Below are 16,614 nucleotides of genomic sequence, written 5' to 3' on the forward strand. Positions count from 1 at the left end.
TAGTGACTGAACTGAAGCTGAATCAAAACCCGGTCCCGGCGGATGGTTTCATCCCCGGGCCGGTTCTACTTCTGGGAGCACCGGGCGTCGGCAAGGGTACGCAGGCGCAGATCCTGATGGATCACTGGGGCATCCCGCAGATCTCCACCGGCGATATCATCCGGGAGAACATCAAGCAGGGAACCGCGGTTGGCCGTGAGTTCCAGGACTTGGTAGCACAGGGCATCTTTGTGCCGGACGACCTGGTGAACCGCATGGTGCAGGGACGTCTCTCCAAGCCGGATGTGGCTCGCGGATACATTCTCGATGGCTATCCACGGACATTGGGCCAGGCGGAATGGCTGGATGAACAACTCGATGGGCCCGGGTTTCCAGGCGCCGACGGCGAGATGACGCCAGCGGGCCGTCTCCCGGTGATTGCAGTAAGTATCGAAGTTCGGTATGATGAGTTGTTGCGTCGCATCACGGGGCGGCGCACGGGGTCCGTCTCCAAGAGGATCTACAACATTTACACGCATCCGCCGCTCGTTGAGGGCCTGGACGATGTAGATGGAACGCCGCTGGTGCAGCGGCCCGACGACACCGAAGAGGTTTTTGCGGAGCGAATGAAGCAATTCGCTGAGCTGACCGCACCGGTCATCGAGCACTACCGTGGCCTCGGCAGGTTTGAGGTTGTTGATGGTGAGCAGTCCGTCGAAGCTGTGACGGCAAGTATCGCTGCGGCGCTGAAGCGTCTGCGGCACAGTGTTGCGTAACAGAGGCGTGTAGCAGAAGCGAATGGCAATTGCGATCAAGACACCGCAGGAAATTGAAAAGATGCGCGCCAGCGGCGCCATCCTGCGAAAGGTTCACCAGGCGGTCGAGCAGGCTGTGAAGCCCGGCGCGACCACCATGGATATGGAACGCGTTGCCGAAGCGACGATCAAGGAACTTGGCGCGAAGCCTGCGTTCAAGGGATACAACGACTACCCGGCGTGCCTGTGCACCTCGGTGAACAACGAAGTGATCCACGGTATCCCCTCGGCCAAGCGTGTTCTGCAGGAGGGCGACATTGTGTCGGTTGACTGCGGTGTGATTCTGGATGGGTATTACTCGGACGCCGCGATGACGTATGCCGTAGGACAGATCAGCGCGGAGACTCGCAAGTTGCTCGAGGTAACCGAGGCAAGCCTGCGACAGGCGATCGAAGCTGTCCAGGTTGGTAACACGCTCGGCGATGTGGGAGCTGCGGTGCAGGAGATGTGCGAAGCCGAAGGCTTCGGCGTGGTCCGCGACTTCGTGGGGCACGGTATTGGCAAGAGCATGCACGAAGACCCGCAGGTGCCGAACTACGGCAAGCGGGGCAAGGGTACGAAGCTGAAGGCAGGCATGGTATTGGCGATTGAGCCGATGATCAACGCCGGCAGTGCCGATGTGAAGGTTTTGAAGGACGGCTGGACTGCAGTGACGGTGGATGGCAGCATGAGCGCCCACTTCGAACACACGGTCGCCGTAACCAAGGATGGTCCGCTGGTTCTGACGCGGTAAGCAGAGTTTGTACGTGCAGTTGCGGTTGAGAAGTTATAAGGAGACGGTTTGCCGAAGGAAGATGCAATTGAAGTAATGGCAGTGGTCGTAGAGACCCTGCCGAATGCGATGTTCAAGGTGGAGCTGGAGAACAAGCACCAGGTGCTGGCCCACGTCTCCGGCCGCATGCGCAAGAACTTCATCCGCATCCTTCCCGGTGATCGCGTTGCCATTGAGTTGAGCCCGTACGATTTGAACCGCGGGCGCATTGTGTACCGCTACAAGTAAGACGTAGCGAGTTAGCAGTCAACCGGGTAAGTCCCGGTTGAAGTTAGGAAGCAGCAAATGAAGGTACGCGCGAGCGTCAAGAAGATTTGCGATAAGTGCCAGATCGTTCACCGTAAGGGTGTTGTTCGGGTCATTTGTGAAGTCGCAAAGCACAAGCAGCGCCAGGGTTAATCCCAAGCAGCTTGTAAGTGTTGTAACCACGCGGAACCCAATAACTCCTTATGGGAGTGGTCTTCTGGGGCGAGTTAGCCGAAGTCAAGGCTTGCGATGAACCCCGGGATCTCCGCCTAACGGTCGTGTACGACAACGTCACGGCAACGAAGTAAAGGAAGACACCATGGCACGTATTGCTGGCGTCGATGTGCCCAACAACAAGCAGGCACGCATCGGCCTCACCTATATCTACGGCATCGGCGAAACCCGCGCACTGCGAATCCTTGGCAAGGCGGAGATTGATCCGCTGCGCAAGATCCAGACGCTGGACGAAGACGAGCTGAACAAGATCCGTTCTGTCATCGACCAGGAAGGCGGCATTGAAGGCGATCTCCGCAAGGAAATCGGCCTGAACATCAAGCGCCTGATCGAAATCCAGAGCTACCGCGGCCTGCGTCATCGCCGCAGCCTGCCCGTCCGCGGACAGCGCACCCACACCAACGCCCGCACGCGCAAAGGTCCCCGTAAGGGCACGGTTGCCGGAAAGAAGAAGGCGACCAAGTAATGGCTAAGGCAACGAAGCAGGCAGGCGCCGGCAAGACCGGCAAGGGTAAGAAGTTTAAGAAGCGGGAACGGAAAAATGTCCCGTACGGCCTGGTGTTTATTCAGGCGACCTTCAACAACACCATCGTGACGGTGACGGATCAGCAGGGCAACACGCTCTCCTGGAAGAGCTCGGGTTCGCTCGGCTTCCGTGGCTCGCGTAAGGGAACGCCGTTCGCGGCGCAGCAGGCTGCGATGAACGCTGCCACCGCTGCTCGCGACCACGGTCTGCGTTCGGTTGACGTGCGCGTCTCCGGTCCTGGTTCGGGCCGTGAGTCGGCAGTGCGTGCGCTGGCTGCAGCGGGCATCGATGTCCGCAGCATCCGCGACGTGACGCCGATCCCGCACAACGGCTGCCGTCCTCCCAAGCGCCGCCGCGTATAAGTAACCGGGGAACAGGAAGTAGGGAACAGGGAGTAGTAGAACCTGTTCCCCACTCCCTAATCCCTGACCCCTCGTTTGGATCGGGATGGAGAGGCTGCCAGCCTTGTAAACCGATCGTCACCGGAAGTTATCGAAAGAGAGTTCGAAATGGCACGTTATACAGGAGCTGTCTGCCGGCTTTGCCGTCGTGATGGCGTCAAGCTTTTCCTCAAGGGTTCGCGTTGCTTCAGTGAGAAGTGCGCCATCGACAAGCGCAACTTCCCGCCGGGCCAGCACGGCCAGGCACGCGCGAAGAAGATCGTCGGCTACGGCCTGCAGCTGCGTGAAAAGCAGAAGGCAAAGCGTATCTACTTCACGCTGGAGACGCAATTCCGCGCGTACTACGAGAAGGCTTCCAACAAGACCGGCGTTACCGGCGAACTGTTGCTGCAGCAGCTTGAGCGTCGCCTCGACAATGTGGCGTACCGCATCGGCTATGCCATCAGCCGTCGCCAGGCCCGCCAGATCGTCCGCCACGGCCACGTTTCGGTCAACGGCAAGAAGGTGAACATTCCTTCGTTCCAGGTCAAGGTTGGCGACGTCATCGAGATCCGCGAGAAGAGCAAGAAGCTCGAGATCCTTGCCAGCTCGCAGCAGTTTGCTGCCGGCCTGGGACAGGTGCCGTGGATTGCGATCGACCGCGAGGCACTGACGGGCAAGATTGTCGCCCTGCCGCGTCGTGAAGATATCCAGCTGCCAGTCAACGAGCAGCTGATCGTCGAACTTTACTCGAAGTAAGCTCTTCGCTGTTCGCGTGGCTCTCGTTCCTTCCGTTGCAAGACGAAAGGAACGGGAGCAACGAACAACAAGAACCACGATCTTCGTTCGAGATGCGGCCACTCGATGTTATGGCCGTAAGTGCCACTTAGGCTTTATCCCGTTGGGATAGAGCCTTGAAGTCACTCAACTGCAGGATCCGACCTTTACCAATCGCAGAATGCTTCGCGATTTGGATAGAGCCAGGAAATGAGGAGAGTACCGATGTTGTGGAGAGGTTTCCAGAAGCCGAAGCGTCTTGCGGTCGATACCGAAACGCTGACGGAAAAGTACGGTAAGTTCAGCGCACAGCCCTTTGAGCGTGGTTTTGGTACGACGGTAGGCAACAGCCTGCGTCGCACCCTGCTCAGCTCGATCGAAGGCGCCGCAGTTACCGCCGTGAAGATTGAAGGCGTCCTGCACGAGTTCCAGTCGATCACCGGTGTGGTGGAAGACGCGACCGACATCATCCTGAACCTGAAGCAGATCCCGTTCAAGCTGAACGGTGACGGCCCCAAGGCCCTGTATCTGCGTGCGGATGAGCCGGGCGTGATCACCAGCGGCATGATCGAGGCTGACGGCGATGTCGAGATTCTCGACAAGGACGTGTACATCGCAACTGTGTCTGAGGGCGGCAAGCTCGACATGGAAATGCGCTTGAAGCGTGGCCGCGGCTACGTTTCGGCAGACAAGAACTTCGATCCGGATCTTGGCATTGGCTTCATCCCGGTCGATTCGGTTCACTCGCCGGTGCGTAAGGTCAACTATGCCGTCGAGGCAGCACGTCTCGGTCAGATCACCGACTATGACAAGCTGACCATCGAGATCTGGACGAACGGTACGGTTCTGCCGGCTGACGCACTCGGTCTCTCCGCAAAGCTGATGAAGGATCACATGACGATCTTCATCAACTTCGAAGAAGAGATGGAGAGCGGCCTGGACGGATCGCACGACGGTCCTGCCCTGCGCAACGACAATCTGAACCGTTCGGTGGAAGAGCTTGAGCTTTCGGTTCGTAGCTATAACTGCCTGAAGAACGCCAACATCTCGACCATCGGTGAGCTGATCCAGAAGACCGAAGCCGAGATGCTGAAGACCAAGAACTTCGGCCGCAAGAGCCTGAACGAGATCAAGGAAATCCTTGCTCAGATGGGTCTCTCGCTCGGCATGAAGATTGACGAGTCGGGCAACCCGGTCCCCGGACCGACGTCGGTTCTGCCGGCAGCAACGCTGGCCGCATCCTTCGGCAACTTCGATGATGAAGAAGACGAAGATGAGGACGAGGACGATCTGGTTCTGCCGGAGACGGAGAACTTCTAAGCAGGGAACAGGGAGTAGGGAACAGGCCCATGCCTGTGACTTACTCCCGCTCTGCTGTTTCGCGATTTGTTGACCAGTCATTGAGTAAGTGCCGGGTAACCTCCGGCAAAAGTAATACGGGAGATTGTGGCAGGGACGAGTTCCCTGATCCCTGTTCCCTGATCCCTAAGTAAGAGAGAAAAGCCATGCGTCACCGCAAAGCAGGAAATAAACTCGGACGTAACCCCAGCCACCGCCGCGCACTTCTGCGCAACCTGGTCACGTCGGTATTGATTGAAGATCGTGTCGAAACCACCCTGGCGAAGGCCAAGGCAGTTCGTCCTCTCGTTGAGAAGATGATCACCCTCGGTAAGAAGGGTGATGTTCACTCGCGCCGCCAGGCACTCGCGTTCATGATGACCGATGCGTCCGTTACCCGCCTGTTCGCTACCGTGGCACCGCGTTACAGCGATCGCCAGGGCGGCTACCTGCGCATCATCCACACCGGTTTCCGTAAGGGCGATGGCGGCGAAAAGGCCGTGATCGAGCTGCTCGGTGCGGAGCAGGAGCTGGATGCGAAGGCAACCAAGCGTGCAGAAGCCAAGGCCAAGAAGCAGGAAGAGCTGCAGAAGCAGCTCGCCGAGCAGGGTGGCGGCGAAGAAGGCAACAGCGAAGCAGCGTAGCTGCCCGCGCACCATCATTTGTGCATCACAAGAAGGACCGCGTGCCACTGGCATGCGGTCCTCTGCGTTTGCGATGGTCCAGATCGCGGCGTTTTGATTCAATGTGCTCGCACAAAGTGTCCCGCGCCGCGGGATCGAGTTCACTCCCCATGGCTCTCAGCTTCCTCGATCGTGATCGCTCCATTGCTGCACCGGGTTTCAGTCGCTGGCTGGTACCGCCAGCTGCGCTGGCGATCCACCTCTCCATTGGTCAGGTCTATTCCTTCTCGGTCTTCAAGAACCCGCTGCTTGCGCTGCACGGAGCCGATGGGGCTCTGTGGTCGTTGAAGGAGGTCGGGTACATCTTTTCCATCGCCATCGCTGTCCTGGGTCTTTCCGCGGCACTCTTCGGTGCATGGCTGGAGAAGGCGGGACCGCGACGTGCCATGTTCTATGCGGCACTCTGCTTCGGTGCAGGCTTCCAGATCGCGGCGCTGGGCGCTTCGCTCCATAGTCTTGCCCTGATCTATTTGGGATATGGCGTGGTCGGAGGCGTCGGGCTGGGGCTAGGCTACATCTCGCCAGTTTCGACGCTGATCAAGTGGTTTCCGGATCGCCCGGGCCTCTCGACGGGGCTCGCCATCATGGGCTTCGGAGGAGGCGCTCTCATCGGTGCGCCGCTAGGCAATACGCTCATGGCGTACTTCAGGTCGGCTGGTCATGCGAACCCGATTCCAGCCACCTGGGTCACCATGGGCACGCTCTACTTCCTGTTCATGATGTTCGGCGTCTTCACGATGCGGGTGCCTCCTGCTGACTGGAGGCCTGCAGGCTATGTCCCCAAGACCGCGACGGGTCTGATCAGCCCGCACAACGTCACGGTGGAGCAGGCGTGGCGCACACCGCAGTTCTGGCTGCTCTGGATCGTGCTGTGCACGAATGTCACTGCCGGTATCGGCATTTTGGAGCAGGCCGCGCCGATGATCCAGGATCTGTTCAAGGGGCGGATTACTGCCGGGGCAGCCGTTGGCTTCGTCGGGATGCTGAGCCTGCTCAACATGGCCGGTCGATTCTTCTGGGCCAGTGCATCGGATGGCTTTGGACGCAAAGCGACTTACTTCTGCTTCTTCACGCTGGGTCCCGTTCTCTACTTTTTGATGCCGTATACGGGTTCGAATCACATCAACTCAGTCTCACTCTTCGTGGCCATTGCGTGCGTGGCATTGTCTATGTATGGCGGCGGTTTCGCGACAATCCCGGCATACTTGAAAGACCTCTTCGGCGGCTTCAATGTTTCCGCCATCCACGGCCGGTTGCTGACGGCGTGGTCTACCGCAGGCATCATCGGGCCGCTGATCGTGAACGGCATCCTGGATCACTACAAGGCTGCGGGTCTGAATCGCCTGGATGGCTACCGCCTTGTCCTGCACATCATGGCTGGCCTGCTTGTTGTGGGCTTCATTGCCAACCTGCTGGTACGGCCGGTAGCAGAGAAGTACTGGATGCGTGAGGTTCCGGCCGGTGCGGCGGAAGCGCCTGCTCATTAACCGTTCCACAAGGAGTTGTCATGAGCGAAAGTCGAACGTCCTCGCCGGCGTTGATCGTCGGAGCCTGGTTACTGGTTGCGTTGCCGCTTGTGTGGGGCGTGTACAAGACAGGGCTTAACGCCGCAAAGCTTTTCACGTCACCGCCTGCTGTGACTACTCCTGTCGCGAAGTGACCGATCGATCGGTTATCCCACCAAGCAAGGATGCTTTAGTAGCATGGTCGTGTGCATCCAGAACATCTCCAGTGGCAGTCCCTTGCGAGCGTGGCTAGCGCTTCCTCCGGCTTTCGATCCAGGTATCCTTCATCCCTGAAGCATCTGCAAGCACTGGAGTCGCACGCTTGACGCGCCCTGTTTTGCTGGGCGGCCGCAGACCTCTCCAAAGCCGCTCCGCAGTGACCTGGTTTCTGCTGGTATGGCTGCCGGTATTACTCGCTCTCGCAGTGATCGCGCGTGAGTCGACGAATGGCTTCTCGTCGGAGAACACGTCTGCCTGGATGCGGAAGGGCTACGAAGCAATTTTCGGCGCAGCATCGGATGAGCATTGGCCCGTAGTGCATCACCACATCCGAAAGACCGGACACTTCCTTGGCTACGGAAGTCTGTGCCTTGCCCTGCTTCGGGGATGGATGCTGACCTGGGTCGTGCCACTCCAAAGTCTATCCACAGCAAGATGGCGCGGATACTGCGTCGCGATGGCTATCTTCTGCACGATGCTGACGGCCTCTTTCGATGAAGTCCATCAGAGCTTCCTGCCAAGCCGCACCGGACTTGTGACAGACGTGTGGTTGGATACGGCCGGGGCGGCGACACTCGTGATGTTGGTATCGATCTCCTGGCTTCGCAAGTCCAAGACCGACTGATCCTGCTTCGCCAGTCTAAACAAGAAGAGGCACGGCTTGAGCCGTGCCTCTTGCGTCTGTCGCGATGAAACGAAACTAACTCTGCAGGTGTGGAATCCATTGTGGACGTGGGCGAGATCCCTTTTTCGCATCGTGCGCGTGACGGCTTTCACGCTGCGGTTCGACTGGCTGACCAGGTCGCGCACCGGACGCGAAGTCGACACACGCTGCGGCAGACCGGCAATCGACAACCCCAGGCTGGTGACAGGCCCGGGCTGCAACAAGGCGTTGCGCCGCATGGCAAAATAAGCGAAAAAGATCAGGTTCAAGGTCAAAGCACCGCTGGTATCCAGGAGCACATCCCAGACCGAAGCGCCACGCGTCGGAAGGAAGATCTGGTGAATTTCATCGGCGCTTGCAATGACCAACGTAGAAGCCACGCCGAGAGCGCCAGCACGCAAGCGCAGGCTACTCCACGAAGCGACAGCCTTGCGACGCAGCACCGAGAACCATCCACTGGTGAAGAAGAGACCCAGCAATCCGTAACCAGTGAAGTGACCACCCTTGCGCAGGTAGTGATTCAACAATCCGACAGCGCCGCCATTGTCCTGTCCGAAGTGTCTGAGCAATTCACGGAGCCAGATGCTGGTCTGCACCGCACCCATCTTGTTCGTCGACTCCATGCAGATCACCGCGATGCCACAGAACACCGGAATCCACGCGTATTGATTTGTTTTCGGTGCCGCTGCTGTATCGGTGGTGGCCACTCGTAAGTTCTCCCGCGTACCTTCGTCTATCGTTAACTTTGTAGATGCACGAAGCGGGCCATTTACGGTTATATGACGAACAGCCATCTTATGAGTCACTTACCTCGAAGCAACGTTTTGAGGAGATTTACAAGCTGCAAGAACTTCGCGTTCCTGTGGAAAATATGACGGTTGCAGTCAGGCGCGGGAGTGGGACTGTTGGTGGAGATATGCGCAATCCACTGCATCCAGTTGACTTCCTGCAGACCTCCGGGCATACTAGTAAAAGTGTCTGAGCCTCCGTGCGTGTCCTGTACCGCCGGTCCTCTTGCACATCGAAGTCTGCGCAAGCAGCTTCGTCAATCACCACGGCCGAACGGCTCGTCCCCCGCAGCAGTTGAGTAATCGCAATTCGGGGCGGGTTCAGCGTAGAAGTAACGCTGCGGACAAAGGGTGGGGCCCTCGTTGGGGAGCTTGAGCGAAAGCGAAAAGCTGTAGTCAACGCGAGGCATACCCGCTGGGCTAGAAGAATCCATCAGCCCGCTTTGTCCAATGGTTCGTGCGGTGGGAGACAAAGGAATAGCAAATGGCTCGTAAGATTTCGAAGAATCTGGCAAAGGCGCGCGCGGCTGTTGAGCCCCGCCCCTACGCCCTGACCGACGCGGTCCCCCTTCTGCAGAAGATCAAGTATGCAAAGTTTGACGAGAACGTCGACATCACCCTGCGCCTTGGTGTGGATACCCGTCACGCTGACCAGATGGTCCGCGCGACCGTGATCCTGCCGCACGGCCTTGGCAAGACAAAGAAGGTCGCTGTCATCTCCACCGCTGAGAATCAGCGCCTGGCGACTGAGGCTGGTGCCGACATCGTTGGTGGTGAAGAGCTTGTTGAGAAGATCCAGAAGGAATCCTGGACCGACTTCGACGCCCTGATCGCAACCCCGGACATGATGCGTTCCATCGGTCGCCTCGGTAAGGTCCTCGGACCCCGCGGCCTGATGCCGAACCCGAAGACCGGTACGGTGACCACGGATGTGGCCGCTGCTGTTAAGGAAATCAAGGCCGGTAAGGTCGAGTTCCGCGCTGACAAGACCGCGCTGGTTCACGTTCCTGTGGGCAAGAGCTCCTTCGACGCGCAGAAGCTGGTTGAGAATGCCATGACCGTCATCGGCGCTGTGGTGAAGGCGAAGCCTTCCGCTGCAAAGGGACGCTACATCAAGGCGATCTATCTCTCGTCCACGATGGGCCCCGGCATCGAGCTGGATCAGGCTGTCGCCGAACTCGCCGCAAAGGCGTAACGACTTTCGCCGCATGCGCGGCAGATGTATTCGATCGGGCATGGGCCCGGTTATCTGGGCGGAAGCTCAGCAGAGGATTGAACCATGGCATTGACCAAAGCAAAGAAGCACCAGAAGGTCGCGGGGCTGGCAGCAGACCTCCAGGGCGCGACCGCTGCCATCATCGGCACCTTCTCCGCGATGACCGCGGACAAGGACATTGACCTTCGCAAGACGGTTCGTAACGCAGGCGGCAAGTACAGCGTTCTGAAGAACAAGCTGGCTCCCAAGGCTGGCGCAGGCACCAAAATTGAGGGCGCACTCGGCGGCCTCAAGGGTGTCAGCTCCATTGCCTACACCTCCGGCGATCCCGTCGCACTCGCCAAGGCACTGGCTGCCTGGGTGAAGGACAACTCGCAGTTCACCTTCAAGCTTGGCATCGTCGACGGCCAGGTTCTCAATGTGAGCGAAGTCCAGGCTCTGGCAACCATGCCGGGCAAGGAAGAGCTCTTCGCCAAGCTCCTGTGGCTCATCAACGCGCCGGCTCAGCGCCTGGTGACCGTGATGAACGCAACGGGTCGCGACCTTGCAGTCGTGATCAACCAGGGTGTCGAGAAGGAGAAGTTCGCAAAGGGTGCAGACGCACCGGCTGCAGCTGCTCCCGCGACGGAAGAAGTTACCGCAGTTGAGGCAGCACCTCAGATCGAGGCTGCTCCGGCAGCTGAGGATACCGAGGGTGCATCGCCGCAGGCGGAAGCTGCAGCCACCGAGGCTCCGGTCGAAGGCGCATAAAACATTCGCTCTTTTCAACTGGAGGGTGCGCAGTCTGGGCGCATCGGAAACCTTCCGGAAGAGCAGGGCAGCCGAAGCAGCAGGAACGCTTTCGGAGACGTAATCAGCACTACGAGTTTGCACCACCAGATTGATTTAAAAGGAAAACATCATGGCAGACATCCAGCAGTTGGAAGACGCGATCGTTAGCCTGAGCCTGCTTGAGGCTTCGGCACTTGTAAAGAAGCTTGAAGAGCGTCTCGGCGTTTCGGCAGCAGCAGCAGCAGTGGCAGCTCCGGCAGCCGGCGGCGGCGCAGCGGCTCCCGTTGCAGAAGAGAAGACCGAGTTCACCGTCATCCTGAAGGATGCCGGCGCGAACAAGATCAACACCATCAAGATGGTGCGTGAAGTTACGGCTCTTGGCCTGAAGGAAGCAAAGGATCTCGTTGACGGCGCTCCCAAGCCCCTCAAGGAGAACGTTTCGAAGGACGAGGCAGCTGCTGTTGCCAAGAAGTTCGACGGCGTTGCAACCGTAGAAATCAAGTAGTTCCGGCTTGCGGCTCCCGGCTTCACGGCCGGGAGCCGTTTTGTCGTGTTTCATATGTTGCACAAATCTTCCGTTCGCAGTATTCTTACTTTTGGAAGATGACCGCCCTGCGTAGGACTGCGTAACGGCGCGACGGTCGACACAAACGACAATCGAACCTCATCCGGCTCATGTGTGAGCCGGCCATTGCAGACCTCGGGCGGCGGAGGTTTGCGGTGCAGTCTGGCAGTAAGAGCGGCAGCAACCCTGAGGCGGGCAACCTCACTAAGGGGCGGCAGGTATTTTCATTATCGATTCAGTGCAAAAGTCGGATCTTGCGCTCACGGGCATTCCTGTCCCTGTGAGCGATTTCGCGTCCCCGGAGTTAATTTCCGGAAGGCCGCAGTAGTCCGGCACTTGTTCGTAACGGTCCCAGGAGCCAGAGCAGTAAGACACTCATAAGTTTCGTAGCAACCTTCGTATCCACCACCGGGCATTCTGCCCATTTCACTGCGCGCCAGGGTTTTCACCGAGGTAGAACTCCGGCAGTCTTCAAAGCGCACATCACCCACGGAAGAGCCGCCCACACGGTATCTTCCGGCTCTCAGGTCAGTCATCGCATTCGATGCGATGTCATGGACAGGAGAGGCCTCGGCACGAACCAGGGGAGTCTCAACGTATGGCAAGCAACACCGAAACGCGCGCCCTTCGCAGCCGTCTCGATTTCTCGAAGATCCCAACCGCAATCCAGATCCCGAACCTCATCGAGGTCCAGCGCCGCAGCTATGAGCGCTTCCTGCAGATGGACAAGCTCCCCCAGGAGCGCGAGGACAATGGACTGCAGTCGGTCTTCACATCCGTATTCCCAATCACCGACTTCCGCAACGTCTCCGAACTCGAGTTCGTCGATTACTCCATCGGCAACTGGGAGTGCAAGTGCGGCTACCTCAAGGGTCTGAACCACCTGCGCACGGCCTGCGTGAACTGCGGCCACATGGTCATCACGGATCCCTTCCACCCGGGCGATGTGCTCTGCCATTTCTGCGGTACCTACAACAAGAACACCCCTGACTTCTGTACCAAGTGCGGTGACCCAGTTGGCTTGCAACTGAAGTATGACCAGGCAGAGTGCGAAGAGCGTGGCATGACCTACGCCGCACCGCTGAAGGTCACCATCCGGCTCAAGATCTACGACAAGGATCCTGAGACAGGTGTGAAGACCCTGCGCGACATGAAGGAGCAGGAAGTCTTCTTTGGCGACATCCCGCTCATGTCTGCCAACGGTACGTTTATCGTTAACGGCACCGAGCGCGTCATTGTTAGCCAGCTGCACCGTTCGCCCGGCGTCTTTTTCGAGACGGCGAACAACCGCACCTACTTTCTGGGCAAGATCATCCCGTACCGCGGTTCGTGGGTTGAGTTCGAGTACGACCAGAAGAACATCCTGTACGTCCGCATCGATCGCAAGCGCAAGTTCCTGGGAACCATCTTCCTGCGCGCGCTCGGTCTGCGCACGGACGAGGAGATCCTCAAGACCTTTTACACGGCGGACAACATCTCGCTGCGTGACGGCAAGATGTACTGGCAGATCCCTGCAGAGGGCACGACGAACATCGTTGGCATCAAGCCGGCGAACGCCATCAACGGCACCGACGGTGTGGAGATCGTTGCGGCAAACCGCAAGATCAGCTCCTCGCTGCTGGCCAAGATGCGCGCAGGTGGCGTGACTGAAATCGAAGTTGCGCAGAGCGACTTCGACAATGCGATCTTCGCTGCCGACGTAGTCGACCTGACCACGGGCGAGCTGCTGTACGAGGCAAACCAGGAAGCCACCGCGGACAAACTGCACAAGATTCTGCAGACCGGTTCGACGGGCTTCGAGGTCTTCTTCCCTGAGAAGGACGACGTTGGCAACATCATCACGAACACGCTGAAGCGTGACTCCGTGCGCAAGCCTGAGGAAGCTCTGATCGAGATCTACCGCAAGCTGCGTCCGGGCGACCCGCCGACGCTGGACACCGCGACCGCTCTCTTCGAAGGCATGTTCTTCGATCCGCGCAAGTACGACTTCTCGCGCGTGGGCCGTCTCAAGTTCAACATCAAGCTGTACGAGAGCCAGGACGCAACCAACCTGGACAAGCGCACACTGACGCCGGAAGACTTCTACGGAACCATCCGTTACCTGCTCAAGCTGCGTAAGAACATTGGCCTTGTGGACGACATCGATCACCTTGGCAACCGCCGCGTCCGCGCGGTTGGCGAGCTGATGGAGAACCAGTTCCGCATCGGTCTTGTGCGGATGGAGCGCGCTATCAAGGAAAAGATGAGCGTGTACCAGGAGATGTCGACGGCGATGCCGCACGATCTCATCAACGCCAAGCCCGTCATGGCTGCCATCCGCGAGTTCTTCGGATCCTCGCAGCTGTCGCAGTTCATGGATCAGACGAACCCCTTGAGCGAGATCACGCACAAGCGCCGTCTGTCGGCCCTTGGACCTGGTGGTCTGTCGCGTGAACGCGCTGGCTTCGAAGTCCGCGACGTTCACCCGACGCACTACGGACGTATCTGCCCGATCGAGACGCCGGAAGGCCCGAACATCGGTCTCATCTCGTCGCTGTCGTGCTTTGCGCGTATCAACGAGTACGGCTTCATCGAGTCGCCTTACCGCAAGGTCAAGGACGGCCAGGTCGTCGACTACGTTGCCGTCACCAATGCTGGTGAGAGCGGCTTCCGCCAGGGTGATCCGATTGAGATCAACGAGGCGCGTGAGCTCAAGCAGCAGCTGGCGAAGGATGGCAAGCGTGTCATTGAGACCGAGCCGTTCTCCTTCTACCTGTCCGCATGGGAAGAGGATCGCCACACGATCGCGCAGGCAAACATCACGCTGGATGAGAACGGCAAGCTGACCGAAGATCTGGTCAACGCTCGTCGTCAGGGCAACTTCGTTCTGGTGCCGCAGGCTGAGGTCGATTACATCGACGTCTCGCCGAAGCAGCTCGTCTCCGTGGCCGCATCGCTCGTGCCGTTCCTTGAGCACGATGACGCGAACCGCGCACTGATGGGCGCCAACATGCAGCGCCAGTCGGTTCCCCTGCTCGTCGCAGAGGCTCCGTTTGTCGGCACCGGCATGGAAGGCGTTACCGCGCGCGACTCCGGCGCTGTGATCCTTGCCCGTCGTAACGGCATCATCGACTCGGTCGACTCCGAGCGCATCATCGTTCGTGTAGAAGGCGAGCACCACCCCACGCAGCTGTCGCGTGAGGTTGGTTCGGACATCTACCAGCTCACGAAGTTCAAGCGTTCCAACCAGAACACCTGCATCAATCAGAAGCCGATCGTCCGCAAGGGTGACCGTGTTCTGAAGGGCCAGGTGATCGCGGATGGTCCTTGCACAGAGCAGGGCGAGCTTGGTCTTGGCCGTAACGTGCTCGTCGGCTTCATGCCGTGGCGCGGTTACAACTTCGAGGACGCGATCCTCATCTCGGAAAAGCTGGTCCGCGAGGACTACTACACCTCGATTCACATTGAGGAGTTCGAGATCGAAGCACGCGACACGAAGCTGGGACCGGAAGAGATCACGCGCGATATCCCCAACGTTTCCGAGCACGCTCTGCGTGACCTGGACGAGTCGGGCATCATCCGCATCGGTGCAAAGGTTGGTCACAACGACATCCTCGTCGGCAAGGTAACGCCCAAGGGCGAGACCCAGCTGACGCCGGAAGAGAAGCTGCTACGCGCCATCTTCGGTGAAAAGGCCGGCGATGTTCGTGACGCTTCGCTCACGTGCCCTCCCGGCATCGAAGGCACCGTCGTCGACATCCGCATCTTCTCCCGCAAGGGTCAGGAAAAGGATGAGCGCGCGAAGTCCATCGAGCAGGAGCAGATTGAGAAGCTGGAGAAGAACCTGGCTGACGAAATCCGCATTCTGACGGACGAGCGTCTCAAGCGCCTCGAGGCAATTCTGGGTGGCAAGGAAGTGCAGGCTGACCTGCATGACGAGCGCACCAACAAGAAGCTGCTCTCCAAGGGCGACAACCTCGACCGCGACACCATCGAGCTGATCAGCACGCGCAACCTGAAGCGTATTCGTTACGCCGACAAGGATCCCCGCGTAAACGAGCAGATCGATGAGATCGAGGAGATGACCTCGCGCCAGATCGATGTGCTGCGCAAGATCACCAACGAGAAGATCAGCAAGCTGCAGAAGGGCGATGAATTGAGCCCGGGCGTCATCAAGATGGTCAAGGTGTACATCGCGATGAAGCGCCGTCTCTCGGTCGGCGACAAGATGGCAGGCCGTCACGGTAACAAGGGTGTCGTTGCTCGCATCCTGCCGGAAGAGGACATGCCGTACCTTCCCGACGGTACCCCCGTTGAGATCGTGCTGAACCCGCTCGGCGTGCCTTCGCGTATGAACGTTGGTCAGATCCTGGAGACGCATCTTGGATGGGCCGCGCACAAGCTGGGCGCCATGGTTGCCGAGATGGCAGCACAGGCTGAGAACGCCAACGAGATCCGCGAGCTCTTCAAGGCGCGCTTCAAGGATACGGCGGCTCTTAACCAGCTCCTCGAGCTCGATGACGAGATGACGGTGCGTGTTGCGGCCGGCATGAAGAAGGGCATCTGGTTCGGTACCGCGGTATTCGACGGCGCACGTGAGACGGAGATCAAGGCGCTGCTCGCAGCGGCTGGTCTGCCCTCCTCGGGCAAGTCCGAACTGTTCGACGGTATGACCGGCGAGCCGTTCGAACAGCCGGTGACCGTTGGCTACATCTACATGCTGAAGCTGAGCCACCTTGTGGACGACAAGATCCACGCTCGTTCCATCGGACCGTACTCGCTCATCACGCAGCAGCCGCTGGGTGGTAAGGCACAGTTCGGCGGACAGCGCTTCGGTGAGATGGAAGTGTGGGCCCTTGAGGCTTATGGCGCTGCATACATCCTGCAGGAGCTGCTCACTGCCAAGTCCGACGATGTCTTCGGCCGTACCAAGATCTACGAAGCCATCGTGAAGGGCGAGGCGGCGATCGAGCCCGGCGTGCCGGAGTCGTTCAACGTGCTCATCCGCGAACTGCAGTCGCTCTGCCTCGACGTAGAGCTGGTCAAGCAGGAGGATCTGAAGAAGATCCCGATGCTGCCCATCGCAGCCGCTGCTGACTAAGTCGTGTGAAGGTGTCGAGGGTTGAACGCCCTCGACACCACCTCACGCGCAAACTT

16 protein-coding genes and 1 pseudogene are annotated in these 16,614 nt (G+C 59.0%); 16 read left to right on the top strand and 1 reads right to left on the bottom strand.

Translation table 11 applies throughout. The features are described 5' to 3' along the window. Positions 1–2 precede the first annotated feature (2 nt). The 12 genes from BLW03_RS14345 (at position 3) to BLW03_RS14395 (ending at position 8,099) form a co-directional block, all read left to right on the top strand. A complete protein-coding gene (locus tag BLW03_RS14345; RefSeq protein ID WP_074654684.1) occupies positions 3–755 on the top strand; it encodes an adenylate kinase family protein in 753 nt (250 codons plus the stop codon). Between the two features lie 22 nt (positions 756–777). After that, entirely contained in the window at positions 778–1,527 is a 750-nt protein-coding gene (gene map, locus BLW03_RS14350) for a type I methionyl aminopeptidase (RefSeq protein ID WP_074654685.1), read from the top strand. A 48-nt stretch (positions 1,528–1,575) separates the two neighbouring features. Continuing rightward, positions 1,576–1,794 carry a translation initiation factor IF-1 gene (gene infA, locus BLW03_RS14355; protein ID WP_014787172.1) on the top strand — a complete coding sequence of 73 codons (219 nt, stop codon included), beginning with the start codon at positions 1,576–1,578 and terminating at the stop codon, positions 1,792–1,794. Positions 1,795–1,851: 57 nt separating this feature from the next. After that, positions 1,852–1,965, top strand: coding sequence for a 50S ribosomal protein L36 (gene rpmJ, locus BLW03_RS14360; protein WP_047496418.1), 114 nt, complete (start codon positions 1,852–1,854; stop codon positions 1,963–1,965). 166 nt (positions 1,966–2,131) lie between these two features. Beyond that, positions 2,132–2,512, top strand: a complete 381-nt coding sequence (gene rpsM / locus BLW03_RS14365; protein ID WP_074654686.1) for a 30S ribosomal protein S13 — start codon at positions 2,132–2,134, stop codon at positions 2,510–2,512. Continuing rightward, a complete protein-coding gene (rpsK, locus tag BLW03_RS14370; protein WP_074654687.1) occupies positions 2,512–2,934 on the top strand; it encodes a 30S ribosomal protein S11 in 423 nt (140 codons plus the stop codon). Before rpsM ends, rpsK begins: the two co-directional genes overlap by 1 nt. A 147-nt stretch (positions 2,935–3,081) precedes the next feature. Continuing rightward, complete coding sequence (gene rpsD, locus BLW03_RS14375; RefSeq protein ID WP_074654688.1) at positions 3,082–3,711, top strand: 30S ribosomal protein S4; 630 nt, start codon at positions 3,082–3,084, stop codon at positions 3,709–3,711. A gap of 243 nt (positions 3,712–3,954) precedes the next feature. Then, positions 3,955–5,049, top strand: a complete 1,095-nt coding sequence (locus BLW03_RS14380) for a DNA-directed RNA polymerase subunit alpha (protein WP_074654689.1) — start codon at positions 3,955–3,957, stop codon at positions 5,047–5,049. 185 nt (positions 5,050–5,234) lie between these two features. Next, on the top strand, positions 5,235–5,711 hold the full coding sequence (rplQ, locus tag BLW03_RS14385) for a 50S ribosomal protein L17 (protein WP_014787166.1): 477 nt from the start codon (positions 5,235–5,237) through the stop codon (positions 5,709–5,711). Between the two features lie 149 nt (positions 5,712–5,860). After that, a complete protein-coding gene (locus BLW03_RS14390) occupies positions 5,861–7,237 on the top strand; it encodes an OFA family MFS transporter (RefSeq protein WP_074654690.1) in 1,377 nt (458 codons plus the stop codon). 20 nt (positions 7,238–7,257) lie between these two features. Then, positions 7,258–7,410, top strand: coding sequence for an MFS transporter small subunit (locus tag BLW03_RS20660; protein ID WP_170835044.1), 153 nt, complete (start codon positions 7,258–7,260; stop codon positions 7,408–7,410). Between the two features lie 269 nt (positions 7,411–7,679). After that, positions 7,680–8,099: a VanZ family protein gene (locus BLW03_RS14395; protein ID WP_244502209.1), complete on the top strand. Its 420-nt coding sequence runs from the start codon at positions 7,680–7,682 to the stop codon at positions 8,097–8,099. A gap of 302 nt (positions 8,100–8,401) precedes the next feature. On the opposite strand, the pseudogene BLW03_RS21230 reads toward BLW03_RS14395, so the two are convergent. Next, positions 8,402–8,932 (bottom strand): annotated as a pseudogene (locus BLW03_RS21230) (VanZ family protein); the annotation flags it as partial. Between the two features lie 478 nt (positions 8,933–9,410). Here BLW03_RS21230 and rplA point away from each other — a divergent pair. From rplA to rpoB, 4 genes are all read left to right on the top strand, one after another. Next, on the top strand, positions 9,411–10,121 hold the full coding sequence (gene rplA / locus BLW03_RS14405) for a 50S ribosomal protein L1 (RefSeq protein ID WP_074654693.1): 711 nt from the start codon (positions 9,411–9,413) through the stop codon (positions 10,119–10,121). 84 nt (positions 10,122–10,205) lie between these two features. Then, positions 10,206–10,892, top strand: a complete 687-nt coding sequence (rplJ, locus tag BLW03_RS14410) for a 50S ribosomal protein L10 (RefSeq protein WP_074654694.1) — start codon at positions 10,206–10,208, stop codon at positions 10,890–10,892. 151 nt (positions 10,893–11,043) lie between these two features. Then, positions 11,044–11,418 carry a 50S ribosomal protein L7/L12 gene (gene rplL / locus BLW03_RS14415; RefSeq protein ID WP_014787159.1) on the top strand — a complete coding sequence of 125 codons (375 nt, stop codon included), beginning with the start codon at positions 11,044–11,046 and terminating at the stop codon, positions 11,416–11,418. 658 nt (positions 11,419–12,076) lie between these two features. Continuing rightward, complete coding sequence (gene rpoB, locus BLW03_RS14420; RefSeq protein ID WP_074654695.1) at positions 12,077–16,558, top strand: DNA-directed RNA polymerase subunit beta; 4,482 nt, start codon at positions 12,077–12,079, stop codon at positions 16,556–16,558. Positions 16,559–16,614: the final 56 nt, after the last annotated feature.

It is taken from the genome of Terriglobus roseus (assembly GCF_900105625.1).
GTDB classification, from domain to species: domain Bacteria; phylum Acidobacteriota; class Terriglobia; order Terriglobales; family Acidobacteriaceae; genus Terriglobus; species Terriglobus roseus_B.